At 68.2% G+C, this 26,805-nt stretch carries 32 protein-coding genes and 2 tRNA genes; 15 read left to right on the top strand and 19 right to left on the bottom strand.

Annotated elements, in window-relative coordinates; genetic code table 11:
* Nucleotides 1-18: 18 nt before the first annotated feature.
* The 8 genes from MWU52_RS15855 to MWU52_RS15820 form a co-directional block, all read right to left on the bottom strand.
* Nucleotides 19-867 carry an ABC transporter permease gene (locus MWU52_RS15855; protein WP_246953969.1) on the bottom strand — a complete coding sequence of 283 codons (849 nt, stop codon included), beginning with the start codon at nt 865-867 and terminating at the stop codon, nt 19-21.
* 4 nt (nt 868-871) lie between these two features.
* A complete protein-coding gene (locus tag MWU52_RS15850) occupies nt 872-2,137 on the bottom strand; it encodes an ABC transporter permease (protein WP_246953967.1) in 1,266 nt (421 codons plus the stop codon).
* Between the two features lie 62 nt (nt 2,138-2,199).
* The gene (locus MWU52_RS15845) at nt 2,200-3,249 is read right to left on the bottom strand and encodes an ABC transporter substrate-binding protein (protein WP_246953966.1); all 1,050 of its coding nucleotides are present in this window, start codon (nt 3,247-3,249) and stop codon (nt 2,200-2,202) included.
* A gap of 45 nt (nt 3,250-3,294) precedes the next feature.
* On the bottom strand, nt 3,295-4,470 hold the full coding sequence (locus MWU52_RS15840; protein WP_348645526.1) for an ABC transporter ATP-binding protein: 1,176 nt from the start codon (nt 4,468-4,470) through the stop codon (nt 3,295-3,297).
* Between the two features lie 438 nt (nt 4,471-4,908).
* Nucleotides 4,909-4,984: transfer RNA gene (locus MWU52_RS15835), tRNA-Thr, on the bottom strand.
* A 54-nt stretch (nt 4,985-5,038) separates the two neighbouring features.
* A complete protein-coding gene (locus MWU52_RS15830) occupies nt 5,039-6,652 on the bottom strand; it encodes a heme biosynthesis HemY N-terminal domain-containing protein (RefSeq protein WP_246953964.1) in 1,614 nt (537 codons plus the stop codon).
* 9 nt (nt 6,653-6,661) lie between these two features.
* Nucleotides 6,662-7,954, bottom strand: coding sequence for a mitofilin family membrane protein (locus MWU52_RS15825; RefSeq protein ID WP_246953962.1), 1,293 nt, complete (start codon nt 7,952-7,954; stop codon nt 6,662-6,664).
* A gap of 224 nt (nt 7,955-8,178) precedes the next feature.
* Complete coding sequence (locus MWU52_RS15820; protein WP_246953960.1) at nt 8,179-8,886, bottom strand: uroporphyrinogen-III synthase; 708 nt, start codon at nt 8,884-8,886, stop codon at nt 8,179-8,181.
* Between the two features lie 55 nt (nt 8,887-8,941).
* Here MWU52_RS15820 and tsaD point away from each other — a divergent pair, with 55 nt between their 5' ends.
* The 6 genes from tsaD (at nt 8,942) to pyrF (ending at nt 12,685) form a co-directional block, all read left to right on the top strand.
* Nucleotides 8,942-10,021, top strand: a complete 1,080-nt coding sequence (tsaD, locus tag MWU52_RS15815) for a tRNA (adenosine(37)-N6)-threonylcarbamoyltransferase complex transferase subunit TsaD (RefSeq protein WP_246953958.1) — start codon at nt 8,942-8,944, stop codon at nt 10,019-10,021.
* Nucleotides 10,018-10,968 (top strand): NAD(P)H-dependent glycerol-3-phosphate dehydrogenase, encoded by a 951-nt coding sequence (locus MWU52_RS15810; protein ID WP_246953956.1) that lies wholly within the window; start codon nt 10,018-10,020, stop codon nt 10,966-10,968. The genes tsaD and MWU52_RS15810 overlap by 4 nt, the downstream gene beginning before the upstream one ends.
* Nucleotides 10,969-10,970: 2 nt before the next feature.
* Complete coding sequence (locus MWU52_RS15805) at nt 10,971-11,246, top strand: YciI family protein (protein WP_246954633.1); 276 nt, start codon at nt 10,971-10,973, stop codon at nt 11,244-11,246.
* Nucleotides 11,243-11,659, top strand: coding sequence for an EVE domain-containing protein (locus tag MWU52_RS15800; protein WP_246953954.1), 417 nt, complete (start codon nt 11,243-11,245; stop codon nt 11,657-11,659). The genes MWU52_RS15805 and MWU52_RS15800 overlap by 4 nt, the downstream gene beginning before the upstream one ends.
* Before the next feature lie 56 nt (nt 11,660-11,715).
* Nucleotides 11,716-11,904 carry a hypothetical protein gene (locus MWU52_RS15795; RefSeq protein ID WP_246953952.1) on the top strand — a complete coding sequence of 63 codons (189 nt, stop codon included), beginning with the start codon at nt 11,716-11,718 and terminating at the stop codon, nt 11,902-11,904.
* 64 nt (nt 11,905-11,968) lie between these two features.
* A complete protein-coding gene (pyrF, locus tag MWU52_RS15790) occupies nt 11,969-12,685 on the top strand; it encodes an orotidine-5'-phosphate decarboxylase (protein ID WP_246953951.1) in 717 nt (238 codons plus the stop codon).
* Here the strand turns inward: pyrF and MWU52_RS15785 are convergent.
* The 5 genes from MWU52_RS15785 to MWU52_RS15765 all read right to left on the bottom strand — a co-directional run bounded on the left by MWU52_RS15785 (nt 12,669) and on the right by MWU52_RS15765 (nt 14,934).
* On the bottom strand, nt 12,669-12,905 hold the full coding sequence (locus MWU52_RS15785; RefSeq protein ID WP_246953949.1) for a hypothetical protein: 237 nt from the start codon (nt 12,903-12,905) through the stop codon (nt 12,669-12,671). The genes pyrF and MWU52_RS15785 overlap by 17 nt on opposite strands.
* Nucleotides 12,906-12,987: 82 nt before the next feature.
* Complete coding sequence (locus MWU52_RS15780) at nt 12,988-13,272, bottom strand: hypothetical protein (protein ID WP_246953947.1); 285 nt, start codon at nt 13,270-13,272, stop codon at nt 12,988-12,990.
* The gene (locus tag MWU52_RS15775; protein WP_246953945.1) at nt 13,272-14,159 is read right to left on the bottom strand and encodes an SPFH domain-containing protein; all 888 of its coding nucleotides are present in this window, start codon (nt 14,157-14,159) and stop codon (nt 13,272-13,274) included. Before MWU52_RS15775 ends, MWU52_RS15780 begins: the two co-directional genes overlap by 1 nt.
* A gap of 128 nt (nt 14,160-14,287) precedes the next feature.
* Nucleotides 14,288-14,512 carry a hypothetical protein gene (locus MWU52_RS15770; protein ID WP_246953943.1) on the bottom strand — a complete coding sequence of 75 codons (225 nt, stop codon included), beginning with the start codon at nt 14,510-14,512 and terminating at the stop codon, nt 14,288-14,290.
* Nucleotides 14,509-14,934 (bottom strand): hypothetical protein, encoded by a 426-nt coding sequence (locus tag MWU52_RS15765; protein ID WP_246953941.1) that lies wholly within the window; start codon nt 14,932-14,934, stop codon nt 14,509-14,511. The genes MWU52_RS15770 and MWU52_RS15765 overlap by 4 nt, the downstream gene beginning before the upstream one ends.
* Before the next feature lie 116 nt (nt 14,935-15,050).
* On the opposite strand from MWU52_RS15765, the gene MWU52_RS15760 reads away from it, so the two are divergent.
* The gene (locus MWU52_RS15760; protein WP_246953939.1) at nt 15,051-16,304 is read left to right on the top strand and encodes a DNA polymerase IV; all 1,254 of its coding nucleotides are present in this window, start codon (nt 15,051-15,053) and stop codon (nt 16,302-16,304) included.
* Between the two features lies 1 nt (nt 16,305).
* Here the strand turns inward: MWU52_RS15760 and MWU52_RS15755 are convergent, their stop codons facing one another.
* Complete coding sequence (locus tag MWU52_RS15755; RefSeq protein WP_246953937.1) at nt 16,306-17,163, bottom strand: N-formylglutamate amidohydrolase; 858 nt, start codon at nt 17,161-17,163, stop codon at nt 16,306-16,308.
* A gap of 145 nt (nt 17,164-17,308) precedes the next feature.
* On the opposite strand from MWU52_RS15755, the gene MWU52_RS15750 reads away from it, so the two are divergent.
* A tRNA-Val gene (locus MWU52_RS15750) sits at nt 17,309-17,383 on the top strand.
* Between the two features lie 74 nt (nt 17,384-17,457).
* The gene (gene ykgO / locus MWU52_RS15745; protein WP_005850168.1) at nt 17,458-17,583 is read left to right on the top strand and encodes a type B 50S ribosomal protein L36; all 126 of its coding nucleotides are present in this window, start codon (nt 17,458-17,460) and stop codon (nt 17,581-17,583) included.
* Nucleotides 17,584-17,658: 75 nt separating this feature from the next.
* Here ykgO and MWU52_RS15740 read toward each other — a convergent pair whose 3' ends face one another.
* The 3 genes from MWU52_RS15740 to yghX all read right to left on the bottom strand — a co-directional run bounded on the left by MWU52_RS15740 (nt 17,659) and on the right by yghX (nt 20,046).
* Nucleotides 17,659-18,312, bottom strand: coding sequence for a peroxiredoxin (locus MWU52_RS15740; protein ID WP_246953935.1), 654 nt, complete (start codon nt 18,310-18,312; stop codon nt 17,659-17,661).
* Between the two features lie 120 nt (nt 18,313-18,432).
* Nucleotides 18,433-19,095, bottom strand: a complete 663-nt coding sequence (locus tag MWU52_RS15735; protein WP_246953933.1) for an RluA family pseudouridine synthase — start codon at nt 19,093-19,095, stop codon at nt 18,433-18,435.
* A gap of 63 nt (nt 19,096-19,158) precedes the next feature.
* The gene (gene yghX, locus MWU52_RS15730; protein ID WP_246953931.1) at nt 19,159-20,046 is read right to left on the bottom strand and encodes a YghX family hydrolase; all 888 of its coding nucleotides are present in this window, start codon (nt 20,044-20,046) and stop codon (nt 19,159-19,161) included.
* Nucleotides 20,047-20,142: 96 nt separating this feature from the next.
* On the opposite strand from yghX, the gene MWU52_RS15725 reads away from it, so the two are divergent.
* Nucleotides 20,143-20,613 carry a CreA family protein gene (locus MWU52_RS15725; protein ID WP_246953929.1) on the top strand — a complete coding sequence of 157 codons (471 nt, stop codon included), beginning with the start codon at nt 20,143-20,145 and terminating at the stop codon, nt 20,611-20,613.
* Nucleotides 20,614-20,623: 10 nt separating this feature from the next.
* Here MWU52_RS15725 and MWU52_RS15720 read toward each other — a convergent pair whose 3' ends face one another.
* Both MWU52_RS15720 and MWU52_RS15715 read right to left on the bottom strand, forming a co-directional pair.
* Nucleotides 20,624-21,268 carry a ChrR family anti-sigma-E factor gene (locus MWU52_RS15720; protein ID WP_246953927.1) on the bottom strand — a complete coding sequence of 215 codons (645 nt, stop codon included), beginning with the start codon at nt 21,266-21,268 and terminating at the stop codon, nt 20,624-20,626.
* Between the two features lie 17 nt (nt 21,269-21,285).
* Nucleotides 21,286-21,918 carry a sigma-70 family RNA polymerase sigma factor gene (locus tag MWU52_RS15715; RefSeq protein ID WP_281494151.1) on the bottom strand — a complete coding sequence of 211 codons (633 nt, stop codon included), beginning with the start codon at nt 21,916-21,918 and terminating at the stop codon, nt 21,286-21,288.
* Between the two features lie 189 nt (nt 21,919-22,107).
* Between MWU52_RS15715 and MWU52_RS15710 the strand changes: the two genes are divergently transcribed.
* From MWU52_RS15710 to MWU52_RS15690, 5 genes are read left to right on the top strand one after another with little or no spacing between them, the layout of a single operon-like run.
* Nucleotides 22,108-23,397, top strand: a complete 1,290-nt coding sequence (locus tag MWU52_RS15710) for an FAD-dependent oxidoreductase (RefSeq protein WP_348645525.1) — start codon at nt 22,108-22,110, stop codon at nt 23,395-23,397.
* Complete coding sequence (locus MWU52_RS15705) at nt 23,394-24,158, top strand: DUF1365 domain-containing protein (RefSeq protein WP_246953925.1); 765 nt, start codon at nt 23,394-23,396, stop codon at nt 24,156-24,158. The genes MWU52_RS15710 and MWU52_RS15705 overlap by 4 nt, the downstream gene beginning before the upstream one ends.
* Nucleotides 24,155-25,378 (top strand): MFS transporter, encoded by a 1,224-nt coding sequence (locus MWU52_RS15700; RefSeq protein WP_246953922.1) that lies wholly within the window; start codon nt 24,155-24,157, stop codon nt 25,376-25,378. Before MWU52_RS15705 ends, MWU52_RS15700 begins: the two co-directional genes overlap by 4 nt.
* Nucleotides 25,375-25,944, top strand: coding sequence for a DUF3833 family protein (locus MWU52_RS15695; RefSeq protein WP_246953920.1), 570 nt, complete (start codon nt 25,375-25,377; stop codon nt 25,942-25,944). Before MWU52_RS15700 ends, MWU52_RS15695 begins: the two co-directional genes overlap by 4 nt.
* Nucleotides 25,937-26,677, top strand: coding sequence for an SDR family NAD(P)-dependent oxidoreductase (locus tag MWU52_RS15690; protein WP_246953918.1), 741 nt, complete (start codon nt 25,937-25,939; stop codon nt 26,675-26,677). Before MWU52_RS15695 ends, MWU52_RS15690 begins: the two co-directional genes overlap by 8 nt.
* Nucleotides 26,678-26,805: the final 128 nt, after the last annotated feature.

The raw sequence follows: 26,805 nt of genomic DNA, 5'->3' as shown, positions 1-26,805 counted from the left end.
GGCCCCCCTTCCTGCCGCCTATTCCGCGCCGCGCAGCCTTTCGGATCTGCGGCGCAGGACCTCCAGCGTCACGAGCAGCGCCATCGACAGCACCACCAGCAGCGTTGCCACGGCAAGGATCGTGGGGTTGATCTGTTCGCGCAGGCCCGAGAACATCTGACGCGGGATCGTGCGCTGCTCGGGCCCGGCGAGGAACAGGACGAGGACGACTTCGTCGAACGAGGTCACGAAGGCGAAGAGCCCGCCGGAAATCACGCCCGGACGGATCAACGGGATCACGACATCCCAGAACACCCGCACCGGCGATGCGCCCAGGCTCAGCCCCGCGCTGAAGAGCGATCGGTCGAAGCCCGACAGCGTCGCCGTCACGGTGATGATGACGAAGGGCACGCCGAGCGCGGCATGGGCGATGATGAGGCCCGGAAAGGTCCCGACAAGGCCGAAGCTCGTGTAGAAGAAGAACATGCCCGCCGCGATGATGATCAGCGGCACGATCATCGGCGACAGCAGCAGCGCCGTGATCAGCCGCTTGAACGGCATCCGGGGCGAGGCCAGCCCGACCGCCGCGACCGTCCCCAGTACCGTCGCCAGGATCGCCGCCGCGACCCCGATGATGAAGCTGTTCCGGATCGCCAGCGTCCATTTCTGATCCGTCAGGATTTCCTCGTACCAGCGCAGCGAATAGGCGTCGGGGTCGAGCGACAGCATCCCCTCGGTGAAGGTGAAGAACGGCTCGGCGTTGAAGGAGAGCGGCACGATCACCAGGATCGGCAGGATCAGGAACGCCAGCACCAGGTAGGCCGTGATCCGCAGCGCATAGTGGCCTGCGATGTGCCAGATCGTGAAGTACTCGGGGAACCGCCGCATCGCCCTATCCCAGTTTGATGTTGCCGGCGCCGACGAAGCGGTCGTAGAGCCAGTAGAGGGCCACGATCAGCACCAGCAGGAGCGAGCCCAGCGCCGCCGCGAGTTCCCAGTTGTTCGACTGTTGCATGTGGAAGGCGATGATGTTGGAAATCATCTGCCCGTCCGTGCCGCCGACCAGGGCCGGCGTGATGTAGTAGCCGACCGAGATGATGAAGACGAGCAGCGCGCCGGCCGACAATCCGGGCAGGCTCATGGGCAGGTAGATGCGCAGGAAGGCGGGGATCGGGCGGCTGCCCATGGACATGGCGGCACGCATGTAGCTGGGGTCGATCCCCCGCATGACCGAATAGAGCGGCAGCACCATGAACGGCAGCAGGATATGCGTCATCGCGATGATCGTGGAGAACTGCGTGTAGAGAAGCTCCAGCGGGTTGTTGGTGACACCCAGGGCCATCAGCGTCGAGTTGACCACGCCGTTGGTCTGCAACAGCGCGATCCAGGAGGTGGTGCGGACCAGGAGCGAGGTCCAGAACGGCAGAAGGACGAAAACCATCAGGAAGTTGGCATGCGCCGTCGAACTGTGGGCCATGTGGAAGGCCAACGGATAGCCGAGGACCAACGTCAGAACCGTGATGATGAAGGCCATCCACAGCGTCTTGCCATAGAGTTGCAGATAGATCCGCGTATCACGCGGCTGGATCGATCCGTCCCGCGTGGTCTCCAGGTCCAGGGCCGTCAGGTAGTAGCTCGCGCTATAGACCTGGCCGGCCTTGCGAAGCGCGCGCCAGATACCGGGCTCGCCCCAGGCGTCGTTGGCCTCCAGCAGCAGCGCGGGGCCGTCGGCGGCCAGCGCGGCGTCGTCCGCGCGGCGCAGCTGGCGGGCGGTCGATTTCACCACACTCGACGTGCCCGGCAGGAAGCGGTTGATCTCCTCGGCCAGCTGCCCGGAGGTGCGATCGTTGGCGAGACGCTTCAGATCCTGGGCGAACTGCGTCAGGACGGCGTCGGGGGGCCGGCCCTCGCCATCCCAGTCCTCGATCGCTTCCAGCGAAGCGGGGACCAACTCGGCCACGGTCGGGTTGTAGGCGCTGCGGAACAGCATCGACGCGATGGGCGCGACGAAGGCGAAGGCGATGAAGATCAGAAGCGGCAGGACGAACAGAAAGGCGCGCAGCCGCTGTGCCCGCAGCTCGCGCGCGGCATTCCGCGCGTCCTCGGCGCCGAGGGCGTCCTCGGTCCGGGTCAGCGGTGATGCCGTGATGTCCCCCATGCGGGATCTCCCGAAAGCTGCGCCCCGCGCGCCGAGGCGCGCGGGGCCGTCGTGTCAGCGGCCTATTGCAGCAGCCACTCGTTGAACTTCTCGCCCAGCGACTCGCCGAAATCGGCCCAGAAGACACCGTCGGCCTTCAGCCCCTCGTCGAGATGCGCGGTCGGCAGGTCCTGCTTTACCTCCTCCGGCAGCAGGTCCTGCGCCGACTTGCGCGTCGGGCCGTAGGCGACATCCTGCATGCCCGACAGCGGAACCGTCCGCGTGGCGAACTTGATGAAATCCAGCGCCTCCTCTTCCTTCTCGGTCCCGTCCATAATGGCCCAGACGTCCAGATCGTAGACATGGCTGTCCCAGACCATCGTGAAGGGCGCGTCCTCGTCCTGGATCGCGGCGAAGATGCGACCGTTGGCCGACTGCACCATCTGCGCACCGCCGTCGTTCAGAAGGACGGGCGCCTGCGACCAGCTGTCGTACCAGACGATGTCGTCCTTGATCGTGTCGAGCTTGTCGAAGGCACGCTGCTGCCCTTCCTCCGTGGCCAGAAGCTCATAGACCTCCTCGGGCGCGACGCCATCGGCCATCAGCGCCCATTCCATGTTGACCTGCGGCCGCTTGCGCAGCCCGCGCTTGCCGGGGAACGCCTCGGTGTCGAAGAAGTCGGCGATCGTCTGGGGCCCGCCATCGGGATAGGCGTCGTCGGCATGGGCGAAGATGATCGACCAGACGATGTTGCCCACGCCGCATTCGTGCAGCGCCTCGGGGATGAAATCCTCCTCGGCCGGGGTCCCGTCATCGCCGGGCGGCAGGATCGAGTGGTCGATGACCGCGACATATCCTTCCGAACAGGCCCGCTCCAGGTCGATGACCTCGATATCGACCACGTCCCACTGGATGTTGCCCGACTCGCTCTGGGCCTTCATCTCGGCCACGCCGCCGCCATAGTCCTCGAACAGGATGTTGACGCCGGACTCGGCCATATAGGGGTCGATCATATGCTCCTGCTGGGCCGCGCCATAGGCGCCGCCGAAGGACGTGACGGTCAGATCCTGCGCCGCCGCGCCCTGCGCGCCGAGCGCCATCGCGCCGGCCGCTGCCACTAGATGATACTTCATTGCGATCCTCCTTGCTTCATGTTCGGGGAAGCGACGGGGCCCCGATTACCCCGTGACATCCGGCATCTCCCCGGAATGGGGAAACGCGATGCAGTCCGATGCGAGCCATTGCAGGCGCCCCGTGTCGCCCTCGCTGAATTCCGGGGCCGAAAGGTCGTTGAGCACCTTGACGACGATTTCCGACCCGTCGGCCAGCCGGAAATAGTACCGGATGAAGTCACCGACATAGATCCGCGCCTCGAACCTGGCGGCGATCTCGTTGTCATGGGCGTGGCCGCTGGACTGGACGAACAGCTTCTCGGGCCGGATCGACACGATGCAGCGATCCCCCTGCGCCAAGCCCCCCGCGGCTTGGGCGACGATCCTGCCTTCGCCCGGGACGGACGTGATGGCACGCCCCCCCTCGATCCGGTCGACGACGCCGTGGATGAAATTGTTCTCACCGATGAATTCGGCCACGAACGCATTTGTCGGACGCTCGTAAAGGTCGGCAGGCGGCGCGCATTGTTGCACCACGCCGTCATTGAACACCGCGATGCGATCCGACATCGACAAGGCCTCGGCTTGATCGTGGGTCACGTAGATGACCGTGAAGCCCAGCTTCTCGTGCAGTCGCGTGATCTCGTACTGCATCTGCTCGCGCAGCTTCTTGTCGAGCGCGCCCAGCGGTTCGTCCATCAGGATCAGCGTCGGCTCGAAGATCATCGCCCGTGCCAGCGCGACCCGCTGGCGCTGCCCACCCGATAACTGGCCGGGATAGCGGTTGCCGAATGCTTCCAACTCGACAAGCGCCAGATACTCGTCGATCCGCTTTCGCTGCTCCGCTTTACCGACGCCCCGCACGCTCAGCGGATAGCCGAGATTCTCGGCCACCGTCATGTGGGGAAACAACGCGTAGTTCTGGAACACCATCCCGATGTTGCGCTTGTAGGGCGCGGTCCTGTTGATCGACTGGCCCCGGATAGAGATCGTCCCGGACGTGACGCTCTCGAACCCGGCCAACATCATCAGGACCGTCGTCTTGCCGGACCCGGACGGCCCCAGCAGGGTGATGAACTCGCCCTCCTCGACCGCGATGTCGAAGCCCTTCACGACCAGGCTTTTCTGGTCGTAGCTCTTCTTCACGTCGTCGAATTTCAGAAAGACGCGTCCGTCGGTCTCCGCCATCCAGTATCGCCCCCCGGCATCCTCGGTGCAGCCCCGGCCACGCATGTCCCGCATGCGCGGCCATGACCCGCCCCGTCACCGTAGTCATGGCCCGTCCCGTCGCACAAGAGGACGGATCACGATGGCGCGGGTTTCCCGTGGCGCATGACCTGCTCCGGGCGCTGTTCGTCGGTTCCGCCGGCGATGCCAGGTGAGATCGCCCGTGCCGAACGCCGGGACGGGGGCCTGGCCAACCGGCAACCCCAGACACCGCCCACGCGAAGGGTTCCAGTCCTGCGCGACGGCAGGGATATGGCAGGACCAACTGTCGGCACGCTTGCCGCAAGGGGCAGAATCCGCAAGGCAACTGAGCGGTCCGGGAAATCGCTGAAATCGGAAAACGGACGGCGGCCGGCCGTATGGTGAGGAGCCGGAGCCAGCCGGTAAAGGACAATGAGGAAGACGCCTTGGAGCGTCATCCCGCATCTTACTTCAGTGTGTTGCGTGGAATACTGGTGCCGCTGAAGGGACTCGAACCCCCGACCCCATCATTACGAATGACGTGCTCTACCAGCTGAGCTACAGCGGCACCGTGGCGCGGTCCTAGCAGGGGTCCGGAGCCGTTTCCAGCCCCGAAATGCACCTACATCCGCGACGTCCCGCCGGTCGTCGGAACCTCGTCCTGTGGGGCCGGCGGGCTTTCACCGGCGGGTAGTATGACCGTGTGTTCCACGTCGCGCGTGGTGCCCACGTCGTCGGGGTCGATGGGACGCGGGGACATGGCGGGTTCGGCCTCGGGCGCGGGATCCGGCTCGGGCGGGCCGTCCGACTCCGGCGCGGGTGCGGGCTCGGCCTCGGGGGCCAGGGCCGCACCAGCGGCCGGCCCCGTCAGCAAGGGCAGCATGTCGGAGGAGAGCGCGGCAGTGCTCGTCGCCCCGCTCGGAACCTCCTTCCAGGACAGGCTGTCGAACGCCTCGCATTGCGTACAGACCGGGATCCAGTCGCCATGCACGGTGCCGCAGTTCTCGCAGACCCATTGCGGCCCCCGCGGCGCCGAAAGTGCCTTGGCGAGCCAGCCGCGGACGACGGCCTCGGAGCCGCCCTCGCCGCGCTCGATCGCCGCCATGAGCGTCAGCGACCGCGTGGTCGGATGGCTTTCGTACAGGTTGCCAAGCGCCCGACGGGCACCGGGGAAGTCCTCGGCGGCGAGATGGAGTTCCGCCTCCAGCATCTTCGTCTCCGGCGCATCCGGCGCGACCTTGAGGAAGGGTTGGAACCGCTTGATGCGGGCCTCGGGCGTCTCGCCCGGTTCGATATCGGCGAAGGCGGCGGCCAGATCGGGATGCGGTGTCTTCGCACGCGCGGCCTTCAGGACCTTCGCCGCCCTGCGCAACTCGCCGCTTTCGATATGCATCCGCGCGGCGAGCACGGCGGCGGGCACCAGTTCCGGCGACAGGCGGTTCGCCTCCAGCGCCTCGGCGCGTGCCTTCGCCGCGTCACCACGGGCCAGTTGGTCACGCGCATCGGCCAGGCTCAGCACCGCCTCGCGGCGCTTGTAGACGTCCTTCGGCAGCGCGCCTGCCTTCAGCTTTGCCGTCAGGACCTTGCGGGCACCGTCCCAGTTCTCGTCGCGGGCTTGCAGGCGAAGCAGCGTGTCCTGCGTCTCGACATGGCGGGGCTTCAGGGCGAACGCCTTCTCGGCCAGCTTCATGGCCGTCTCGGTATCGCCCTCCTCCAGCTTCTGGCGCATCAGGCCACGGACGCCGACGAACCGCGTGCGATCGTGGGTGACCAGCTCCTTCCATGCGGCGCGGGCACGATCCTTCTCGCCGGCGGCCTCGGCCGCCTGGGCCACGACCAGCGTCGTCACCTCCGGCTTCTGCAGATACTTCTCGGCCTTCTGCGCCTTTGCCGCCGCCTCCCGCGCCTCGCCCGAGGCCAGCGCGATCAGGCTGTCGGACAATGCCTCGTAGCCCTTGCGTTCGCGGTGGCGGTCGAAATACCGGCCGATCGCCGTGTCGTCGCCGTTGATGAACCGCAGCGTGGCGACCAGCAGGCCCGCCAGTTTGAACACGACCCACAGAACCAGCATCAGCGCCAGGACCGCGATCACCACGACCAGCGGCGGCAGTACGTATTCCTGCCCCGCGAAGGTCACCAGCACCTGCCCCGAAACGGACAGGAGCCATTGCACGCCGAAGGCAAGCGCCACGATGATGGCGACGAAGAGAAGGATCTTGAACAGCGACCAGAGCATCGTGAATCCTTACCCGTCCATCAGAAAATCGTTGCCCGCGGCCACCGCGTCGACCCGCGTGCGGGCCCGTGCGATCCAGTCCGCCAGCACCGCCTGCGCCGCCTCCGGCAGGGCGGTCACTTCGGCCAACGCGCCCTCGACATCCCCGTCGCGCAGCGCGGCTTCGGCGCGGCTGAGGATGGCGTCGGTGTCGTCGCCTTCCCTCGGCTCCAGCGACCGGGCGTTGACGGCGTTGCGGAAGAGCGAGGCCATGCCCGTCTCGCCCTCGGCGGCGCGTCCGGCGCGCAGCGCCTCGCGGGCGAGCGGCGTAAAGTCGGTGGCCAGCGCGGTCACGGTCGGAACGCCGGTCTCGGCCGGCGCGGCGAGCGCCTCGGGCACATCCTCCAGCACCGAGAGCGGCTCGGCATAGGGCGCGCCCGATTGCAGGGCGAGCGTGACCTCGTTGCGCGCCGCCTCCCGGGCCAGCGCCTCGGCATCGGCCTCGGCAGTCTCGGCCAGGGTCGAAACCTCGTCCAGCCGTGTCTCCACGGTGTCCAGACGCCCCCCCAGATCCGCACGCAACCCCTCCAGATCGGTCGAGAGACCATCGACGCGATCGCCGGTTTCCTCGCGCGAGCCGTCGAACTCCTCGCGCAGGGCGGCGATCTCCTGCGACACCGCCTCGATATCGGCCCGCAAGCCGCTGAGGTCGACATTCTCGGCAGCGGTCTCGGCGACTTCCGCCGGGGCGGGGCGGGCCTCCAGCGCGTCGATCCGATCCGACAGGTCCGACAGGCGCGTGCCGAGGTCGGCCTGCCCGCCCTCCAACCCGGAGAGATCGACATCGGGCGGAACTTCGGCGTTCAGCCGGGCGATCTCCGCCTCCAGCGCTTCGACCCGCGCGATATCCACGGCGGGCACATCATCGTCGGGATTCAGGAATGTCGGGATCGCGTAGCCGATCGCCCCGGCCAGCAGGCCGCCCAGAACCAGGGGCACGAAGCCCGGACCACGCCGCTCCACGATCGTGGGCGGCGGTGCGACCATTTGCGTGTCGCCCCTGCGACCGTCGCCCGACGATCCCTCGCCCGGCCGATCGAAATCGATCTCCATATGATCGGCGGATGTGTCTTCCCCACGCGCGCCGGGTCCGATGGTGTCGTCCTGCGTTCCATCAAGGTCTTCCACCGGCGGGTCCTCGGACACGACCACGGCGTCCTCGACTCCGGCGGCCCCGTCTTCGGCCGCGCCGCTCTTGCCCGCGTCGTCGGCCGTGGCCGCGCCCGCCTCGTCCGGGTCCGCCGGCGCATCGTCCGTTCGCATGTCCGCGGCATCGGCGCGCAAGGTGTCCGCACCCGCGGACGTCGCGTCATCGGGGGTCGCCCCGACCTCCCCGTCCACGGCCTCGGGCGTAACCGTCTCCTCCGGGGCCTTTTCGGGCCCGGATGCGGGTTTCGCATGCGGTTTTCTCGTGCTGCGCGCCAAAACGTCCCCCTCCCGCCTGATGACCTGTCCCGGGGGGTAAACCCGGGCCGGTCCGATAATACCTAGACCGTCCCCCCGCCCCCCTCAACAGCAGATAGACGCAAATTCGCAAGGATGGCGCGCATCATGGATGCTCCGTCGGGCCGATCGGCGGTCGCGACGGGGGGCACCGGCAAGGCCTGGGCCACGGCTTCGCTCAAGGCGATCGGACGAAGGTTCGCCAATCCACCGGGGGGGCACATCTCCGCCAGAAGGGCGGCCGTGCGCGGCGAGTAGAGCGGCGCCAGCACCGCACCGCCGAGGATCGCCTGCCGCGCCTCGGCCGTCAGGGGCCGGGCGACCTGGTCGTAGATCACCGCGTCGGTCGCGGACAGTCCGCGGCCCCGCAACCGGGCCGGAAGATCTCCGCGCTGAACCCGGCCGCGCAGATGCACGAGTGGCGGCGCATCGTCGGGAACCAGCCTCGCCAGGCCGTCGGCATCCTCGGCCACGCCGCGCAGTTCGAACCCCGCGGCACGCGCCAGATCGGCCGTTCCGTATCCCACGACCCAGGCCGGCAAACCGCGCGGTCCGCCCAGCTCGCGCCAGACCGCGACTGCGTTGGCCGATGTCAGCAGCACCGCCTCTGGCGCCGGGGGCAGCCGGCCCACGGGCACGATGCGCAGTAGCGGCGAGATCACGATCCGCCCGGCCCCGGCCTCCGCCAGGCGCACGGCCAGCGCGCGGGCCTGCGCCTCGGGGCGGGTCAGCAGGATCGGCAGCGGTCGCATTGTTCCCCCCGGAGCCAGGCGATAGACGGGGCCGAAGACTGGACCCGGATGCGCAATGGCACAAGAGCTGACGATACTGGGGCTCGAAAGCTCCTGCGACGACACGGCCGCCGCCGTCGTGCGACGCGACGCGACAGGGCGCGGGACGATCCTGTCGAATGTCGTCTTGCGACAGGACGACCTGCATGCCGCCTTCGGTGGCGTGGTCCCCGAAATCGCCGCCCGCGCCCATGCCGAGAAGATCGACATCGCGGTCGAACGCGCGTTGACCGAGGCCGGCCTGTCGCTGACCGATTGCGCTGGCGTCGCCGTCACTTCGGGGCCCGGTCTGATCGGCGGCGTGCTGGCGGGCGTGATGTGCGCCAAGGCCCTGTCGGCGGCGACCGGCCTGCCCCTTCTGGGCGTGAACCATCTGGCCGGACACGCGCTGACGCCGCGCCTGACGGACGGGGTGGCCTTTCCGTACCTGATGCTTCTGGTTTCGGGCGGACACTGCCAGTTCCTGCGGGTCGAGGGGCCGGAAACCTTCGTCCGCCTTGGCGGCACGATCGACGATGCCCCCGGCGAGGCGTTCGACAAGGTGGCGCGGCTTCTCGGCCTGCCGCAACCGGGTGGTCCGGCCGTCGAGGCCTGCGCGCGCGATGGTACGGATCCCACATCCCTGCCCCGCCCGCTGTTGGACCGGGCCGGGTGCGACATGTCCTTCTCCGGGCTCAAGACCGCCGTGCTGCGTGCGCGCGACGCCCAGGTCGCGCGGAATGGTGGCCTGCCCCGGGCGGCGCGCGCCGACATCTGCGCGGGATTCCAGGCCGCCATCCGCGACGTCCTGGCCGAGAAATCGCGCCGCGCGCTGGCGTCCGGCGAGGTGACGGCCTTCGCCGTCGCCGGCGGGGTCGCCGCCAACCGGTCGCTGCGCGACGCGCTGGCGGCCGTCGCGGCGGAACGCGGCCTGCCCTTCGTCGCGCCGCCACAGGCGCTGTGCACCGACAACGCCGCGATGATCGCCTGGACCGGGATCGAGCGGTTTGACAGCGGACGGTTCGACGACCTGTCGCTGGCCGCCCGTCCGCGATGGCCCCTCGATCAGGCGTCCGCGCCGATGCTGGGGTCGGGCAAGCGCGGGGCCAAGGCATGATCGGCGTTTGCGGGGCCGGCGCGTTCGGGGCCGCGCTGTCGATCGCCCTCGCGCGCAGCGGCGCCGAGATCCGTCTCTGGGGGCGCGACGCCAAAGGCATGGCGGCGGCGCGGCAATCCCGGCGCCTGCCCCGGCTGCCCGAAGCGCCCCTGCCCGATGGCGTCATCGCGACCGGCGACATCGACGATCTGCGGGTGTGCGACACGATCCTCGTGGCTCTGCCGATGCAGACCATCGCGATCGTCCTTCCGGGTCTGCGCCTGGGGCCCGCCCATATCGTCGCGGCCTGCAAGGGGTTGGACCTCGCAACCTTGAACGGCGCGACGGCGATCCTGCGCGATGCGGTTCCCGGCGCCATACCGGCGATCCTTTCGGGGCCGAGCTTCGCCGACGACATCGCGCGGGGCCTGCCGACGGCCCTGTCGCTGGGGTGCGCGGATGACGGGGTCGGACGGTCGTTGCAGACGGCCCTGTCGACGCCCGTCCTGCGGCTTTACCGGACCACGGACGTGACCGGGGTGGAGCTTGGCGGCGCGCTCAAGAACGTGGTCGCCATTGCCTGCGGCGCGGCGATCGGCGCGGGTCTGGGCGAATCGGCGCGGGCCGCCCTGATGACGCGCGGCATGGCCGAGATCATGCGCTTCGCCGAAGCCGCGGGGGCGCGGCGCGCGACGCTGATGGGGCTGTCTGGCCTGGGCGACCTCGCGCTGACCTGCGCCTCGCCCGCGTCGCGAAACTTCGCGCTGGGATACGCACTCGGGCGCGGCGATCCACCCGCGAACACCACGACCGAGGGCGTCGCCACGGCTACCGCCGTGTTGCGCCTGGCGCGTGACCGGGGGCTCGACATGCCGGTGACGCAGGCGACCGACGACCTTGTCGCCGGCCGCGCAACGGTCAAGGATGCGATGCGCACCCTGCTCGACCGCGACCTCAGGACCGAATGACCATGCTTCATGCCCTTATCTGCACCGACAAACCCGACCACCTGAGCGTACGAAAGGAGAATCGCGAGGCGCATCTCGAGTATCTCCGGGCCGATCCGCTCGTGATCCAGGCCGGCCCGCTGATCGGTCCCTCGGGCGAGATGACCGGCTCGCTGATCGTGTTCGACACCGACAGCCGCACCCATGTCGAGGCCTTCGTGGCCGGCGACCCCTATGCCCGCGCCGGGCTTTTCGCCGACGTTCGGATCGAGACCTGGAACCGGGTGATCGACCGGTGAAGTACTGGCTCTTCAAGTCGGAGCCTTCGGTCTGGTCTTGGGACGACCAAGTCGCCAAGGGCGACATGGGCGAGGAATGGAACGGCGTTCGCAACTATCAGGCGCGCAACCACATGCGCGAGATGGCCATGGGCGATCGCGGGTTCTTCTATCACAGTCAGGACGCGCGGGCGATCGTCGGCACGGTTGAGATCTGCGCGACCGCGCATCGCGATTCCACCACCGATGACGACAGGTGGGACTGCGTCGACATCCGCGCACTCGCCCCCTTGCCGACACCGGTTCCACTGGCCCGCGTCAAGGAAACGCCGGAATTGTCGGATATGGTCCTGGTCAGGAACAGCCGCCTCTCCGTGCAGCCTGTGACCGAAAAAGAATGGCGCCTTATCTGTGAGATGGGCGGGTTGTCCTGAGACGATGAAACCGTCGGCGTCCGCGCCGCGTTCGTCGAGAACCAGGAGGCCGACCGATGATCGTCCCACGCGTGATCCGCATCGAAGCCGTTCGCTTCAACTATCTCGATGCCCGCTACGAGGGCGTCGCGATATGCCGGGCCGCGAATGGCGTCCTCACCCGTCGTGTCTGCAAGGTTCGCGGCGACCCGACTTGGACCCACGGACAGGCCGTGCGTGCCTTGGCCGGGATCGCCGCGCACTGAAGCGCCGCTGGACAGGACTGCACCGGTCCCCTAGGTCCGCCGGGCCGACTGCCCGGAGGTTGCCATGTCCCCTCACCCGTCATCCGACGACCGACTGATCGTCGCGCTGGACGTCCCCGATGCCCATGCCGGCCTGACGCTGGCCGAGCGTCTGGGCCCCGAGGTCTCCTTCTACAAGATCGGTCTCGGCATGCTGACGGGCGGCGGTCTGGCCCTTGCGAACGAACTGAAATCGGAACACGGCAAGCGCATCTTCCTCGACATGAAACTGTTCGACATCGGCGCCACGGTCGAGGCGGCGGTACGCGGCCTCGCGCGGTTCGACCTCGATTTCCTGACCGTTCAGGGCGACCCGCATGTCGTCCGTGCGGCGGCGCAGACGAAGGGGTCGATGCACATCCTGGCCGTGACCGTGCTGACATCGCTCGACCGCGCGGATCTGGACGCGGGTCTGATCGTGCCGGGCGATGTCTCGGACATCGTCACCACCCGCGCCGCCCGTGCGTTCGAGGCCGGCGCCGACGGCGTGATCGCCTCACCGCACGAGGCCGCGATGATTCGCGCCCTGCCCGAGGCTGACGGGCGATTGATCGTGACGCCAGGCGTTCGTCCGACGGGTTCCGCGCGCGGGGACCAGAAGCGGGTCACCACGCCCGCCGATGCCATCGCCGCCGGGGCGGACCATATCGTCGTCGGGCGACCGATCCACGCGGCCGACGACCCGTGCGCGGCGACACGGGCGATCCTGGCCGAACTGCCTGCGCCTATTCGTTCGCGATAGGCGCGATCGGATCGCCGTCGCCATCCACCAGGCCATCCTCGTCGGGCAGCACGATCCCTTCGACATCGTCGACGGCGGGGCCCTCGTCGGTCAGGAAATAGAGGTTCGGCAACACGAAGATCACCAGGACCGCGCCGATCAGAATGGCGACCACCAGACCGATGTAATAGTTCTTTTTGGACTTCTCCGGCACCGGCGCGTCGTCGGGTTCCCTGACCATGCTCATCTCCTGTCATGTGGCAGAAGGTGAACCGGCCCGGCCCGCGCCGCGTTCCATCGGAGCCCGCGTCAGGTGGACGCGGTCAATCGTTGATGTCGCGGTCGAAGGTCTGGGATGACTGCCCGGAACGACCGAACACGGCCCGCAGCCCAAGCCATGCGACCAGCGAGACCAGCGCGAAGATCAGCAGAAGCCAGGCCAGCCCGTAAGTCGTACCCGCCAGCGCGCCGAGGATGCCGAAGACCAGGCCCAGCGCGACGATTGCCGCGCCCAGCGCGAAACCCAGCAGGATATAGGTCGGCGCGACCACTTCCAGGATGGCCAGGATGACGGCGACGACCGCCCAGAACCACCACGCCGCCCACATTACGCGCGCCCCTTGAGCATGCGGAACGCCTCGCCGAACGCATCGAGCGCCGAGGCTGGGACCACGACCGTCTGCGACCCGTTCCCCTTGCCCAGCGCGGTCAGCGCCTCGACCTGCTTGAGCGCGACCTGGTACTGCGCCGCCTCCAGCCCGTTGTCGGCGATGGCGCGTGCCACGACCTCGGTGGCATAGGCTTCGGCATCGGCGGCGATCCGGCGGGCCTTGGCCGTCTGCTCGGCGGCGTAAAGCTCGGCATCGGCGGCCAGTTCCACGGCGCGGCGCTTGCCCTCGGCCTCGGTCACCTGCGCGCGGCGGGCCCGTTCGGCGTTGAGCTGCTGCAGCATCGCATCGCGCGTCTGTTCATCCAGGTTGACGTCCAGGATCTCAGCGCGCGTCACTTCGATTCCCCAGTCGTCGACGGCGTCGGCGACCTGCGCCTTGATCTTGGAGATCACCTCGGACCGGTTCGACTGTACCTCGTCCAGTTCCATCATGCCGATTTCGGCGCGCACGATGCCGGCCACGGTGGTCGCGATCGCGGCGTCCACGTCACGGATGCGGTAAACGGTCTTTTCGGGCTGCAGGATGCGATAGAACACGCTCGTCTCGACCTGGACGAGCACGTTGTCGCGGGTGATGGCATCCTGCTCGGCATTGGGAAGCTGGCGTTCCAGGATGCTGATGCGGTGCGCAACCTTGTCGAGGAACGGCACGATCAGGTTGATCCCCGGACCCAGTACGCTGCGCAGGCGTCCGAACCGCTCCACCACGAATTTCTGCGACTGCGGCACGATGCGGACGCCCAACAGAATGCAGAGCACCACGAAGATCGCGAGGCCGATAAGCACCGCGTTCTCGCCCAAGAAGTTCATGAGGTCCTGTTCCATGTCCGTCGATCACCGTTCAACCGCGTTTCAGGTTCCAGATAGGTACCCGGCACGGAAAAGGGGATGATCCGATCGGATCATCCCCCAAACGCGGACCGCATCTGTGGCACGCCGGGCGCAGTCGCCATCTAATTGCCCAGATCGCCCGCGGGTGCATCGTCGTCGGTCACGATCGGCGCGGGCTCGTCCGACGACAGGTCGGGCGCATCGTCGGCCCAGAGGAACACGATCGCCAGGACGGCCACGACGACCAGGGCGAACACGACGAAACCGGCGGTGGCGCGGCCCCGGTGCGGGGCCACGTCCTCGGGCGCCAGATCGCGCCCGCCGGGGGCACGATCGCGGTCGCTCATTCCTCGACCGGCGTGATCGGCACGGTCCCGGTGACGGCGTCGTCGCTGGCGCCCTCGACGGTGACCGCATCGCCGTCCACGGCCTCTTCGGGCACGACAACGACCTCGGCATCGCTCTCGTCGGTATCGACGACGACGGCGTCATCGGCGGGCACGACGGCGTCGGTCTCGACGGTCTCGACATCACCCGGCAGCAGGAAGAACAGCAACAGCAGCACGATCACGGCCGCGATGGCGATCCAGAGCCACTTCATGCTCGACTTGTCCTTGGGCTCCTCGACCGCGGCATGGCTGGATCCGGACGGCGGGACATGGGCGCCGGTGGGTTCGACATGTGCGGGATCGCGCGGGTCGGCGGGATCGAGGGCCGGGTCACGGGGGTCACGGGCGGGCGGCGGGGTGGTCGTGGTCGGCTTGGCCATGATTGGTCTCCGTTTACAGGTGTATGCAGACAAACGCCGATGGGTGCGGCGCAGGTTCCCCATCTCTCGGGCCACGCGCGGCTTTGCGCCGGCGCCGGCCTTGGTTAGATGGGGGAATGTCCGCCCTCTGCCGCCAATGCTCGACCGTGTTCGAGGACGCGAAACGCTGCCCCGTCTGCCGGTCGCCGCGCGTGTTGACGCATCCGGAGTTGTTCGACCTGGGCATCGCCCATATGGATTGCGACGCCTTCTATGCCAGCGTCGAGAAACGCGACCGCCCGGAACTGGCCGACAAGCCGGTCATCATCGGCGGCGGGCGGCGCGGAGTCGTCACCACGTGCTGCTACATCGCCCGGATCCGGGGCGTCCGCTCGGCCATGCCGATGTTCAAGGCGCTGGAGCTTTGCCCCGATGCTGTCGTCATCAAGGGCCGGATGGACCTCTACGTCGAAATCAGCCGCAAAATCCGCGCCATGATGGAGGAGCTGACCCCCGCGATCGAACCGCTGTCGCTGGACGAGGCGTTCATGGACCTGACCGGTACCGAACGCCTCCACGGCGCCCCGCCGGCGGTGATGTTGAACCGCCTGACGCGTCGCATGCGGGAAGAGATCGGCATCACCGGGTCCATCGGGCTGAGCCATAACAAGTTCCTGGCCAAGATCGCCTCGGACATGGACAAGCCGCAGGGCTTCTCGGTCATCGGACGGGCCGAGACGCAGGCGTTCCTCGGGCCGCGCAAGGTCGGCATCATCTTCGGAATCGGGACGGTCGGCGCGGAGACGCTGCGCAAGGCGGGGATCGAGACCATCGCCGACATCCGCCGTTGGGACCGTACCGACCTGATGCGCCGCTTCGGGTCGATGGGCGACCGCCTCTGGCACCTCGCCCGGGGCGAGGACAGACGGAGCGTGCGCGCCAACCGTCCGGTCAAGTCGATCTCGAAGGAGACGACGTTCCACGAGAACACGTCCGATCCCGATATTCTCGACGGTCATCTCTGGCGCCTGTCCGAACAGGTCTCGGCGCGCGCCAAGGCCCGCGACCTTGCCGGGCGCGTCGTTACGCTGAAGCTGAAGCACGCCGATTTCGCGGTCGTGACGCGCAGGCGCGCCCTGCCAGACCCCACGCAGATGGCGGACCGCATCTACCGCGAGGCGCGGGCGCTCTTCGATGCGCTCGGGCCGCCGGGGCCCACGCGGCTGATCGGGGTCGGCATCTCGGACCTGGTCGCCGCGCAGCAGGGCGACCGGGCCGGCGACCTGCTCGACCCCGATGCGGCACGGCGGGCGGGGGCCGAACGGGCCGCCGACGCGATCCGGGCCAGATTCGGCGACGACGCCATCCGCAAGGGGCGCGCGCTGCGCTGAGCTATTCGGCGGCCAGGTCCCGGATGCCGCCGACATGGGCGCAGATGCGACCGACGGCCTCGGTCATCAGGTTGCGCATGCCATCGAACCCATCGGCCGGCCGGACGCGCATCTCGTCGAGATAGAGCGCGCGGTCGATCTCGATCTGGATCGCCTGGCGCCCCCGTTCGGGCCGGCCATAGGCCTGCGTGATGTAGGCGCCCGCGAAGGGCGCGTTGCGGGCCACGCAGAATCCCAGATCGGCGAAGACGGCCTCGACCGCATCGACCAGATCGGCCGAGGCAGAGGCGCCGAACCGGTCGCCCAGCACGATCTCGGGCGTGCGACCCCGGGGGCCGGCCCCCTCGATCGCCTCGTGCGGCATGGAATGGACGTCGAGCAGAACGGCGTGGCCGAAACGGTCCTGCGCGGCCTGCATCAGCGCGGCCAGCTGGTCGTGATAGGGCCGCCAGACCCGGTCGATACGGTACCGCGCCTCGTCGCGGCTGATCTTGCCATCATAGATGGCCCGGCCCTGTGCCACGACCCTGGGAATCACGCCCAGACCCGACGTGATGCGCGGGTTGGTCGCACCGCGCGGCAGGCCCTGGATCACCGCCGGGTCGAGTTCCTCGGGCGCGCGGTTCAGATCCAGGAAGGCACGCGGCATCTCGGCGGCCAGAAGCGGCACGCCCAGGCCCGGCACGCCATCCAGGAGGAGGTCGACATAGGCATCCTCCGACGAGCGGATACGGTCGGCGTCGAGCACCGTGGCCGACAGAAAGTCCCAGTCGTAGATCCGCCCCGAATGGGGGCTGGCCACGACCAACGGGGCCATCACCGGGTCGGGGCGCATCAGGCGGAAAGTCGGTCGTGACATGGGGCGGGACGCTCTCATTTGGGCGCAGGATATGCCAGTGGCGAAACTCTCGAAAGCCCCCTTGCACGCCATCGTGAAAGACACTATCCACCGCGCACCAATGCGCCGGGCGGGCCAGGGTTGCCCTGTGTCGTCAGTCGCAACGGGGCGATTAGCTCAGCGGTAGAGCACTTCGTTGACATCGAAGGGGTCACTGGTTCGATCCCAGTATCGCCCACCATTCACCGCCCCGTTCGCCGGGGCACGCGTTCAACCCGAGGCGTCACCGCGCGCCGCGATGATAGGAGAGCAGCCATGAAGGTTCGCAATTCCCTCCGGTCGCTCAAGAACCGTCACCGCGACTGCCGTGTCGTGCGCCGCAAGGGACGGGTCTATGTGATCAACAAGACCCAGCGTCGGTTCAAGGCCCGCCAGGGCTGAGCCGCGCTGATCCGGCAGGATGGGCCGCCCGCTGGGGCGGCCCTTCTTCGTTTCAGGGGTCGGAATCGGGCCGGTTCAGCTCGGGTCCTTCGTGGTGCGAAGATAGGGGAAGTGGGTCGTGAACTCCCCGAATTTCGCCTTCGCGTCCTCGTCGCTGACCGTCGCGGGGATTACCACGTCGCGGCCGTGGTCCCAGTTCGCCGGGGTGGCCACCCCGTGCTTCGCCGCCGTCTGCAGCGCATCGACGGCGCGCAGAACCTCGGCGAAGTTGCGGCCGACATTCATCGGATAGGTCATCGACAGCTTCAACTGCTTGTCCGGCCCGATGATATAGACCGACCGGACCGTGGCGGTGTCGTTCGGGGTGCGCCCATCGGGCAGATACGCATCTTCCGGCAGCATGTCGTAGGCCTTGGAGACGTCCAGCCCCTCGTCCGCGATGATCGGAAACTCGGCCTTCGCCCCGCCGAAACCCTCGATGTCGCCCTTCCATCTGCGATGCGAGTCGGCATCGTCCACCGAGATGCCGATCACCTTGACGCCGCGCTTCTTCCACTCGGCATCCAGCTGCGCCACGGCGCCGAATTCGGTCGTGCAGACGGGCGTGAAATCCTTGGGGTGACTGAACAGGATCGCCCAGCTGTCGCCGATCCAGTCGTGGAAGCGGATCGGGCCCTCGCTGGTCTCGGCCTCGAAATCGGGAACGGTCTGATTGATGCGCAGGCTCATGGCTGCCTCCCGGGCAAGTTGCTGTCGAGCCTGTCTAGTCCGGCGGGCGCCCGGGGGGAAGAAGCGAGGTCCGTGCGTCCGCCCCGGGGCGGCGCGTCGCGACCGGACGGCGTGCACCAGTCAGAACGGACAGGGCGCCTCGAGCCGCAGGACCTTGCCGCTGATCGGATGCTCGAACTTCAAGCCCTCGGCATGCAGCATCATGCGCGGGAAATCGGCCGCCGGACCGTTGGCATAGAATGGATCGCCCAAGATCGGGTGGCCAAGGGAGAGCATGTGGACACGCAGCTGGTGGCTGCGCCCGGTGCGCGGCATCAGGCGCATGCGGGTCGTCCCATCTTCCACCGCCATGCGCCTCCAGTCGGTGACGGCCTTCTTGCCGCGTTCGTGGTTGACGTGCTGCAGCGGGCGGTTCGGCCAGTCGACGATCAGTGGCAGGTCGATCGTGCCTTCGGCCTCCGCCACCTCGCCCCAGACGCGGGCGACGTAGCGCTTGGCGATGCGCTTGACCTCGAACATGCGGCCGAGCTTGCGCTGCGCCGCCTTGGTCAGGGCGAAGACCATGATGCCGGACGTGTCGCGGTCGAGGCGGTGGCAGAGCAGCACTTCGGGAAACTCGATGGCAAGCCGCGCGATCAGGCAATCCGCCAGATGCGGCCCGCGTCCGGGCACCGACAGAAGGCCATGCGGCTTGTCCACGACCATCAGGTGTTCGTCGCGGTGGACGATCGGGATAGGCCCGTCGGGCGGGTCGTAGGGGGTCGAGGCGGCGGCGGCATCCATCCGCGCCGCCTATCGCGCCCGGCCGGGGGATGCCAGCCGGATGCGGGCGTCCGGGCCGACGGGTCAGGCGAGGTAGACGCGGAACCAGGCGATCGTATCCTCCCACGCGGCTTCGGCGGCGGCCGCGTCGTAGCGGGGCGTGGTATCGTTGTGGAAGCCGTGGTTCACGTCGGGCCAGATGTTGGCCTTGTAGATCTTGTCGTTCTCCTCCAGTGCGCGCTGCATCTCGGGCCAGCCGGAATTGATCCGGCTGTCGAGGGCCGCGTATTGGAACAGGAGCGGCGCCTCGATCTTCGGAACGTCCGACGCGGCGGCCTGCCGTCCGTAGAATGGCACGCCCGCCGACAGCTCCGGATAGGCCACGGCCAGCGCGTTCACCACGCCGCCGCCGTAGCAGAAACCGGTCGCGCCCACGCGGCCATTGGTGCCGTCGAGCGCGGCGAGGTATTCGTAGCCGGCGAAGAAGTCGTTCATCAGCTTCTCGCCATCGACTTGGCGCTGCATCTCGCGGCCCTCGTCGTCGTTGCCGGGATATCCGCCCATCGAGGTCAGCCCGTCGGGCGCCAGCGCGACGAAGCCGGCCTTGGCGACGCGGCGCGCGACATCGCGGATATAGGGGTTGAGGCCCCGGTTCTCGTGCACGACCAGAACGGCGGCGGGCGGCGCGTCGGTCGTGGCGGGGCGCACGAGATAACCATTGACGGAACCGTGGCCGTTCGGGCTGTCATAGGTGATGTCCTCGGCCGCGATGTCGGCGTCGTCCTCGGCGACCTGCTGCGCCAGGGCATAGTTCGGGCTGAGCGTCTGGAGAATCGCCACCGCGGTCAGGCCGCCGACGGCCCACTTGCCGGCGCGGTCGAGGAACTCGCGCTTCGATATCTTGCCATGCGCATAGAAGTCGTAGAGGTCGAGCAGATCCTGGTCGAAATCCTTGGCGGTCATGCGTGTCATCGTGGTCCCTCCGGAGCGGTATTGCCGTCGCGGCAAGCTAGCACGGAGCGGCGCGGGACATAGGGAACGAAGGCGCATGGCGCGGCGTTTGACCGCATGACACGCACAACGCTCGCCACCGCACTGGCCGCCGCCCTTCTCGCCCTGCCCGCCAATGCCGAACAAGTCGGCGAGGTCGGGGTCGACTGGGTCGGCAACGACATCATCATCGACGCCATCCAGGACCCAAAGGTCGAGGGCGTCACCTGCCACATCGCCTATTTCGAGCGGTCGCTGATCGACCGGCTGAGCCAGGGCAACTGGTTCGAGGACCCGTCGAACGCGTCGATCGCGTGCCGCCAGACCGGGCCGATCCGGCTGGGCGACATCGACACGTCGGAGGATGGCGAGCAGGTGTTCCGCGAAGGCCGGTCGATCATCCTGAAATCGCTGCGCATCAAGCGGATCTTCGATCAGCCGAACCAGACGTTGATCTATCTTGTCCATGCGCAGGAACTGACCGAGGGGTCGGCGAAGATGTCGATATCGACGGTCCCGCTCTACGGCGCAGAACTGGCGACGGACTAGCGGCCGGCGCCTAGATCTTGAGGAATCGCTGCGCGATGCGCGGCAAAAAGCCCGAGAACCGCAACGGCGCGTCGGTGACGACGAGGCAGATGCAATCCTCGCCCGCCTCGGCGGTCGGAGTGTGTTCGTCCGCCTCGGACGCGACCTCCAGGTCGCCGCGGGCGAACCGGGCGTCGCCGTCCAGGAACGCCCCCTGCAGGACCAGTGTGAACTCCGTACCGCCATGGCCATGGTCCGGCATCGCGTGCCCCGCGGGGATCGACAACAGACGCGCGACGCCACCGTCGTCTTCGCCCAGGTCGATCACGCATTGCCGTACGCCCATGCCCACCGGGCGCCAGCGCACCGCCTCCAGATCCCCGCCGACGGCATCGCGCAACGGTTGCGGCAACACCGCACCGGACGATGACGCGGCCCGCCCGGACGTGGCGGGCCCGTCGAGCCGTGCCATCACCGCGTCCAGCGCATCGGGCGCGATCTCGGTCTCGCCCGTATCCTCCAAGAGGATGCCGCCCAGCGCGTCGAACCCGCCAAGCCGCGCGCGGGCGTCATCGTCCAGCGACACCGCCGTCGCCACCAGCAGGTCCTGCGCGGCCGGCAGCCGGCCGGCAGCGTAGTTCAGCAGCATCTCGTCTCCGATGGGATGGTGGATCATCTTGGTTCGTCTCGCGTTCAATGTCGGTCGTGGGGGCGCGGCAGATCGCGCCGTTCGTTCTGCATGGCATGACGCAGCCGGTCGATCGCCAACCGGATGCGTGACTTGATCGTGCCAAGCGGCAAACCCGTCGCCGCGGCGATTTCGCTGTGCGTCGCATCGCCGAAATAGGCCCGTTCCACCAGGTCGCGCTGCTTGGGCGGCAGGGTCGCGATGGCTTGGGCCAGGCGCGCCGTTTCCTGTTGCAGGGCCAGCGCGTCGGCCTGTTCCGGCGCCGGCTCGGGCCCCCAGGGCAGATCCTCGGGTTCGGGCCGGCGGGTCCTGCGGATCAGGTCGATCTTGCGATTCCGCGCGATGGTGAAGAGCCACGTCGCCGCCCCCGCCCGCGCCGGATCGTATTGATGCGCCTTGCGCCAGAGCGTGACCATGACATCCTGCATGCAATCCTCGGCCATGGCGGGCGACAGGCCCGTCCGGATCAGGAAGGCCTTCACCCGCGGGGCATAGTGGCGGAACAGTTCGGCGAACGCGTCGCGGTCGCGGTCGCGACCCACCGCGACCAGCAGGGCCGACCAGCGGGCATCGTCCTTGGGTTTGGGGGCCAAGCGCATCTCCGGCGGGGCGGCAAGGTTCAGACCGAGCGCATTCATCAATCGCCTGACATCTTGAGGGCGGGACTGCCCGGGTTCAAGTTCACAGGCTCTACGCAACGTCGTGTTGTCCGGATCAGTTTTCGTGTCATGTAGAGAGGAGGGGACGCCACGACGGCATCCTGATCCGCGAGGCCGGCCGGTCCGTAGAGACACAAGAGCGAACCCGGAACGGAAACAGAGACAGCAGTGCCCTTCGACAAACAGACACTCAGCCGCGTCGCGATCATCGGCGGCGGCATAAGCGGCATGGCCGCCGCCCACGCGCTTTCTGGCGATCACCACGTCACCCTGATCGAGGCCGAGCCGCGCTTGGGCGGGCACGCACGCACCGTCCTGGCCGGGCGACGCGGCGACCAGCCGGTGGATACCGGGTTCATCGTCTTCAACAAGGTCAACTATCCGAACCTGTTGCGCCTGTTCGAGGACCTGGATGTCCCCATCGCCGACAGCGACATGTCCTTCGCGGCGTCGCTGGGCGGGGGCCGCGTGGAATACTCGCTTCAGACGGCGGACACGATGTTCGCGCAGCGGCGCAACCTGCTGTCGCCCCGGTTCCTGCGCATGACGCGCGACATCTTCCGTTTCAACGCCCGCGCCGCCGATGCCGCCAACGACCCGGACCTGCCGCTTGGCGCCTTCCTTGATCGGCTCGGCATGGGGCAGACGTTCCGCGACTGGTATATCGGGCCGATCTCGGGCGCGATCTGGTCCACCCCCAGCCAGAACGTGATGGATTTCCCGGCGCAGGCCATGGTGCGCTTCTTCCGCAACCACGCGCTGCTCAGCCACACCGGACAGCACGACTGGTTCACCGTTCGGGGCGGATCGGTGGAATATGTCCGCCGCCTTCAGGCGCATCTCGGACGGCAAAGCGTCGTCCTTCGCACCGGCACGCCCGTGGCCGGCATACGCCGTGTCCCGGGCGGTGCCGAGGTGCGCATGACCGGTGGCGAGTGGGAGGCGTTCGACGACGTCGTATTGGCGACCCATTCCGACGATAGCCTCGCCCTGCTGTCGGACGCCACCGAGGAGGAGACGGCCCTGCTGTCGCGGGTGCGCTATCAATCGAACGAGGCCGTTCTGCATGCGGACGAATCCGTCATGCCCCGGCGCCGGAAGGTCTGGGCGTCCTGGAACTATGCCGAACAGGCGGATCGCCCCGACCGCATCGGCCTGACCTACTGGATGAACCGGCTGCAGCCCATTCCGGCGGAGGATCCGATCTTCTCCACCCTCAACCCCCAGCATCCCATCCGGGAGGCGTTGATCTACGACCGGACGACCTTCCGTCACCCGGTCTACGACCTGGCCATGCTGGATGCCGTCGGCCGGCTGCGCGAACGTAACGGAACGGCAAACACATGGTTCTGCGGCGCCTGGATGCGGAACGGCTTTCACGAGGACGGGTTCGTCAGCGCCCTCGACGTGGCCGAGGGGATGGCCGGCCGCGCCCACCTCGCCGTCGCAGCGGAATGACCCGTGTCCTGGACCATGTGCCGGGTCTGACGTTCCATGGCCGCAAGGCCGAAGGGGTGGAGAACGCCTTTCGCTATGGCGTCGACTACGTGCTCCTCGATCCCGAAGACCGCGGCCCGTTCCCCCGGCTGTTCGGGCGAAATCGTGCAGCCCTCGCCAGCCTGCGCGACCGGGATCATGGTGGCCCCCCGGGCGACGGACGCGGGGTGGCCTGGCTGCATGACATGCTGGCCGAAAAGCTGCCGGACCTTCGCGCCGGGCGCATCCTGTTGCTGGCGCAGCCGCGCGTGCTGGGACACACGTTCAACCCGGTCAGCTTCTGGCTGGTGCATGACCGCGATGACGTCCTGCGTGCCGTGGTGGCGGAGGTCACCAACACCTATGGCGACCGCCATTCCTACCTTTGCCATAGCGCGGACCTGGCGCCGATCGGCGCGGGAACGACGCTTGCCGCACGCAAGATCCTGCATGTCTCGCCGTTCCAGCCCGTGGCCGGGGGCTATCGCTTCCGCTTCGACATCCGCGACGACCGCCTGGCGATCTGGATCGACTATCGCAGTCCGGGGGGCCGCCTGATGGCGACGCTGTCGGGCCCGCGCCGCCCGCTGACGAACCGGGCGATCCTCGGTGCGGCGCTGCGCCGGCCCTTCGGCACGCGCCGCGTCCTGGGCCTGATCCATTGGCAGGCGCTCCGGCTCTGGTGGCGCGGGGCGACGTTTCGCGGCCGGCCCGCCCCGCCCCCGTCCGAGGTCTCACGGTGACGCTTGCCGGCCTGCCGCGATACGCGGTCTTCGCCGGCGTCCTGGCGGCGGCCGGCCTTCCGATCTACATCCATGCACCCAAGTTCTACGTCGATACCTATGGCGTGACCCTCCGGCAGCTTTCGGTCGCGCTGTTCGTGCTGCGCCTGATCGACGTGGTTCAGGACCCGCTGCTGGGCCGCTTGGCCGAGACGACGCGCGCACGACGCGGGCTGATGGTCTGGTGCGCAGGCGTGATCATGGCCGGGGCGATGGCGATGCTGTTCGCCGTGCCCCCGCAACTGCCGGCGGTCTGGTGGTTCGCCCTGTCGCTCGCGGCGCTGTTCTCGACATTCTCCTTCCTGACGATCTGCTTCTACGCGCAGGGCGTCGCCAAGGCCGGCGCGGTGACCGACGGCCACCTGCGGGTGGCGTCGTGGCGCGAAACAGGGGCGCTACTCGGCGTCTGCCTGGCGGCGGCCCTACCGTCAATCCTTGCCGCGACCGGGCAGCCGTTCACGATCTACGCCGGGCTCTTCGCGCTGGCCGCGCTGGCGGCGCTGGCGGCGATGACGCCGGAATGGTCCGCCGCGGGGGCACCACCGGCCACCGGCGGCCTGCGGGCGGTGCTGCGCGACGGGACGGCGCGCCGCCTGCTGTTGATCGCGCTGGTCAACGCGACGCCGGTGGCGGTCACCTCGACGCTTTTCCTGTTCTATGTGTCCGACCGGCTGGCCGCACCGGGATGGGAAGGCGTCCTTCTGCTGACGTTCTTCCTGTCGGCCGCGCTCGCCGCACCGCTCTGGGCACGGGCGGCGGCGCGCTGGGGGACACGCCGCGCCCTGATGATGGGCATGGCGCTGGCGCTTGCATCCTTCGCCTTCGCGCTGCCGCTGGGGGCGGGCGATCTCTGGCCGTTCGCGGTGGTCTGCATCGCATCGGGCGCCGCCGTGGGGGCCGACCTGACGCTGCTGCCGGCACTGTTCGCGCGGCGGATGGCGACGATCGCGCCGTCGGCGGCCGACGGGTTCGGGCTGTGGTCCTTCGTCAACAAGGCGACGCTGGCGCTGGCGGCCATTCTGCTGTTCCCGGCGCTGCAACTGGCCGGATTCCAACCCGGGGAACCGAACGGAGCGGTCGCGCTTTGGTCCCTTACAGCGCTTTATGCGGGTTTGCCGCTCCTGCTGAAGGCGTTCGCGCTCATCCTGCTTGCCCGCACCGGGCCCGAGGTTCACCGATGACCCTTCTGCTTTCGTTCGCGCTCGGGGTTCTCGCCACGCTTCTCGGCCTCGTGCTCGTGCAGCGGGTCGCGGGGTTTCCGTCGCAGAAGGTGCGCGATCACCGTGCGCTGCAACCGGCTTTCGACCTGCCGACCCGGTTGTCTGGCCCCATGGATTGCACCGGGACGATCTTCGGGCCGCTGGGACGCGTCTCTTCGCGTTTCAAGGCGAGGATGCACACGAGCTGGAACGGACCAAACGGCATCATGGACGAGAACTTCACCTATGATGACGGCAGCACGCAAACCCGTCAGTGGCGGCTGACCATCGGTCAGGACGGATCCTTGCGCGCCGAGGCCGACGACGTGCCCGAGGCCGGCCACGGCCAGCTTGCCGGGAATGCGCTTCGGCTGACCTACCAGATCCGCCTGCCGAAGGAGAATGGCGGCCATGTCCTGGATGCGGTCGATTGGATGTACCTTCAACAGGATGGCACGATCCTGAACCGCAGCCAGTTCCGAAAATACGGGATCATGGTGGCGGAGTTGTTTTGCGTGATGCGCCCCGAGGAGGACGAGGATGCGTGACTGGACGGGAAAGCGGTATTGGCTGGTCGGCGCCTCGGAGGGGCTGGGCGCGGCGCTGGCGCGCAAGCTCTCGGCGGCGGGCGCGGTCGTGATCCTCTCGGCGCGGTCCGAGGACAAGCTGGCGAAAGTGGCCGCGGGTCTGCCGGGCCGGTCGGAGGTGGTGCCCTGCGACGTGTCCGACCGCGCGTCGGTCGAGGCGGCGGCGAAGGCGGCGGGCCGGATCGACGGGATGGTGTTCCTGGCGGGCGTGTACTGGCCGCAGGCGGCGCAGGATTGGAACGCCGAACAGGTCGAGGCGATGTGCGACGTCAATTTCACCGGTGCGGCCCGCGCGGTCGGCGCGGTGATCGGCGACATGGTGGCGCGGGACGAGGGCCACATCGTGCTGACCGGATCGTTGTCGGGGTTCCGCGGCCTGCCGGGGGCGACGGGCTACGGCGCGTCGAAGGCCGGCGTGATGTGGTTGGCCGAAGGAATGCACGCGGACCTGCGCAAGACCGGCGTGACGGTGCAGGTGGCCAATCCCGGCTTCATCGAGACCCGGCTGACCGAGAAGAACGATTTCGACATGCCGTTCCTGATGACGCCCGAGGCGGCGGCCCAGCAGATGTTCGAGTTGATGTGCACCGACCGCTTCAAGCTCAGCTTTCCGACGGTGTTTTCCTTGCTGTTCCGCGGCGGGCAATTCCTGCCGGACTGGCTCTGGTACGGGATGATGGCGCGCACGGGCTGAGATCGGCGCAGGGCCCCGGCCCTCCGCCCCCACGGGATATTTTCGAAGCGGAGAAACGGATCGTCGTTTCGCGCCCGCGCGGCGTCGCGGGCGGGCTTTCGGACGGGCGCCCGGGGTTCTAGTCTTCG

Source organism: Jannaschia sp. S6380, from assembly GCF_023015695.1.
Taxonomy (GTDB): domain Bacteria; phylum Pseudomonadota; class Alphaproteobacteria; order Rhodobacterales; family Rhodobacteraceae; genus Jannaschia.
The sequence above is the reverse complement of the archived record's forward strand: the minus strand, read 5'-3'. Positions and strand labels throughout refer to the sequence as shown.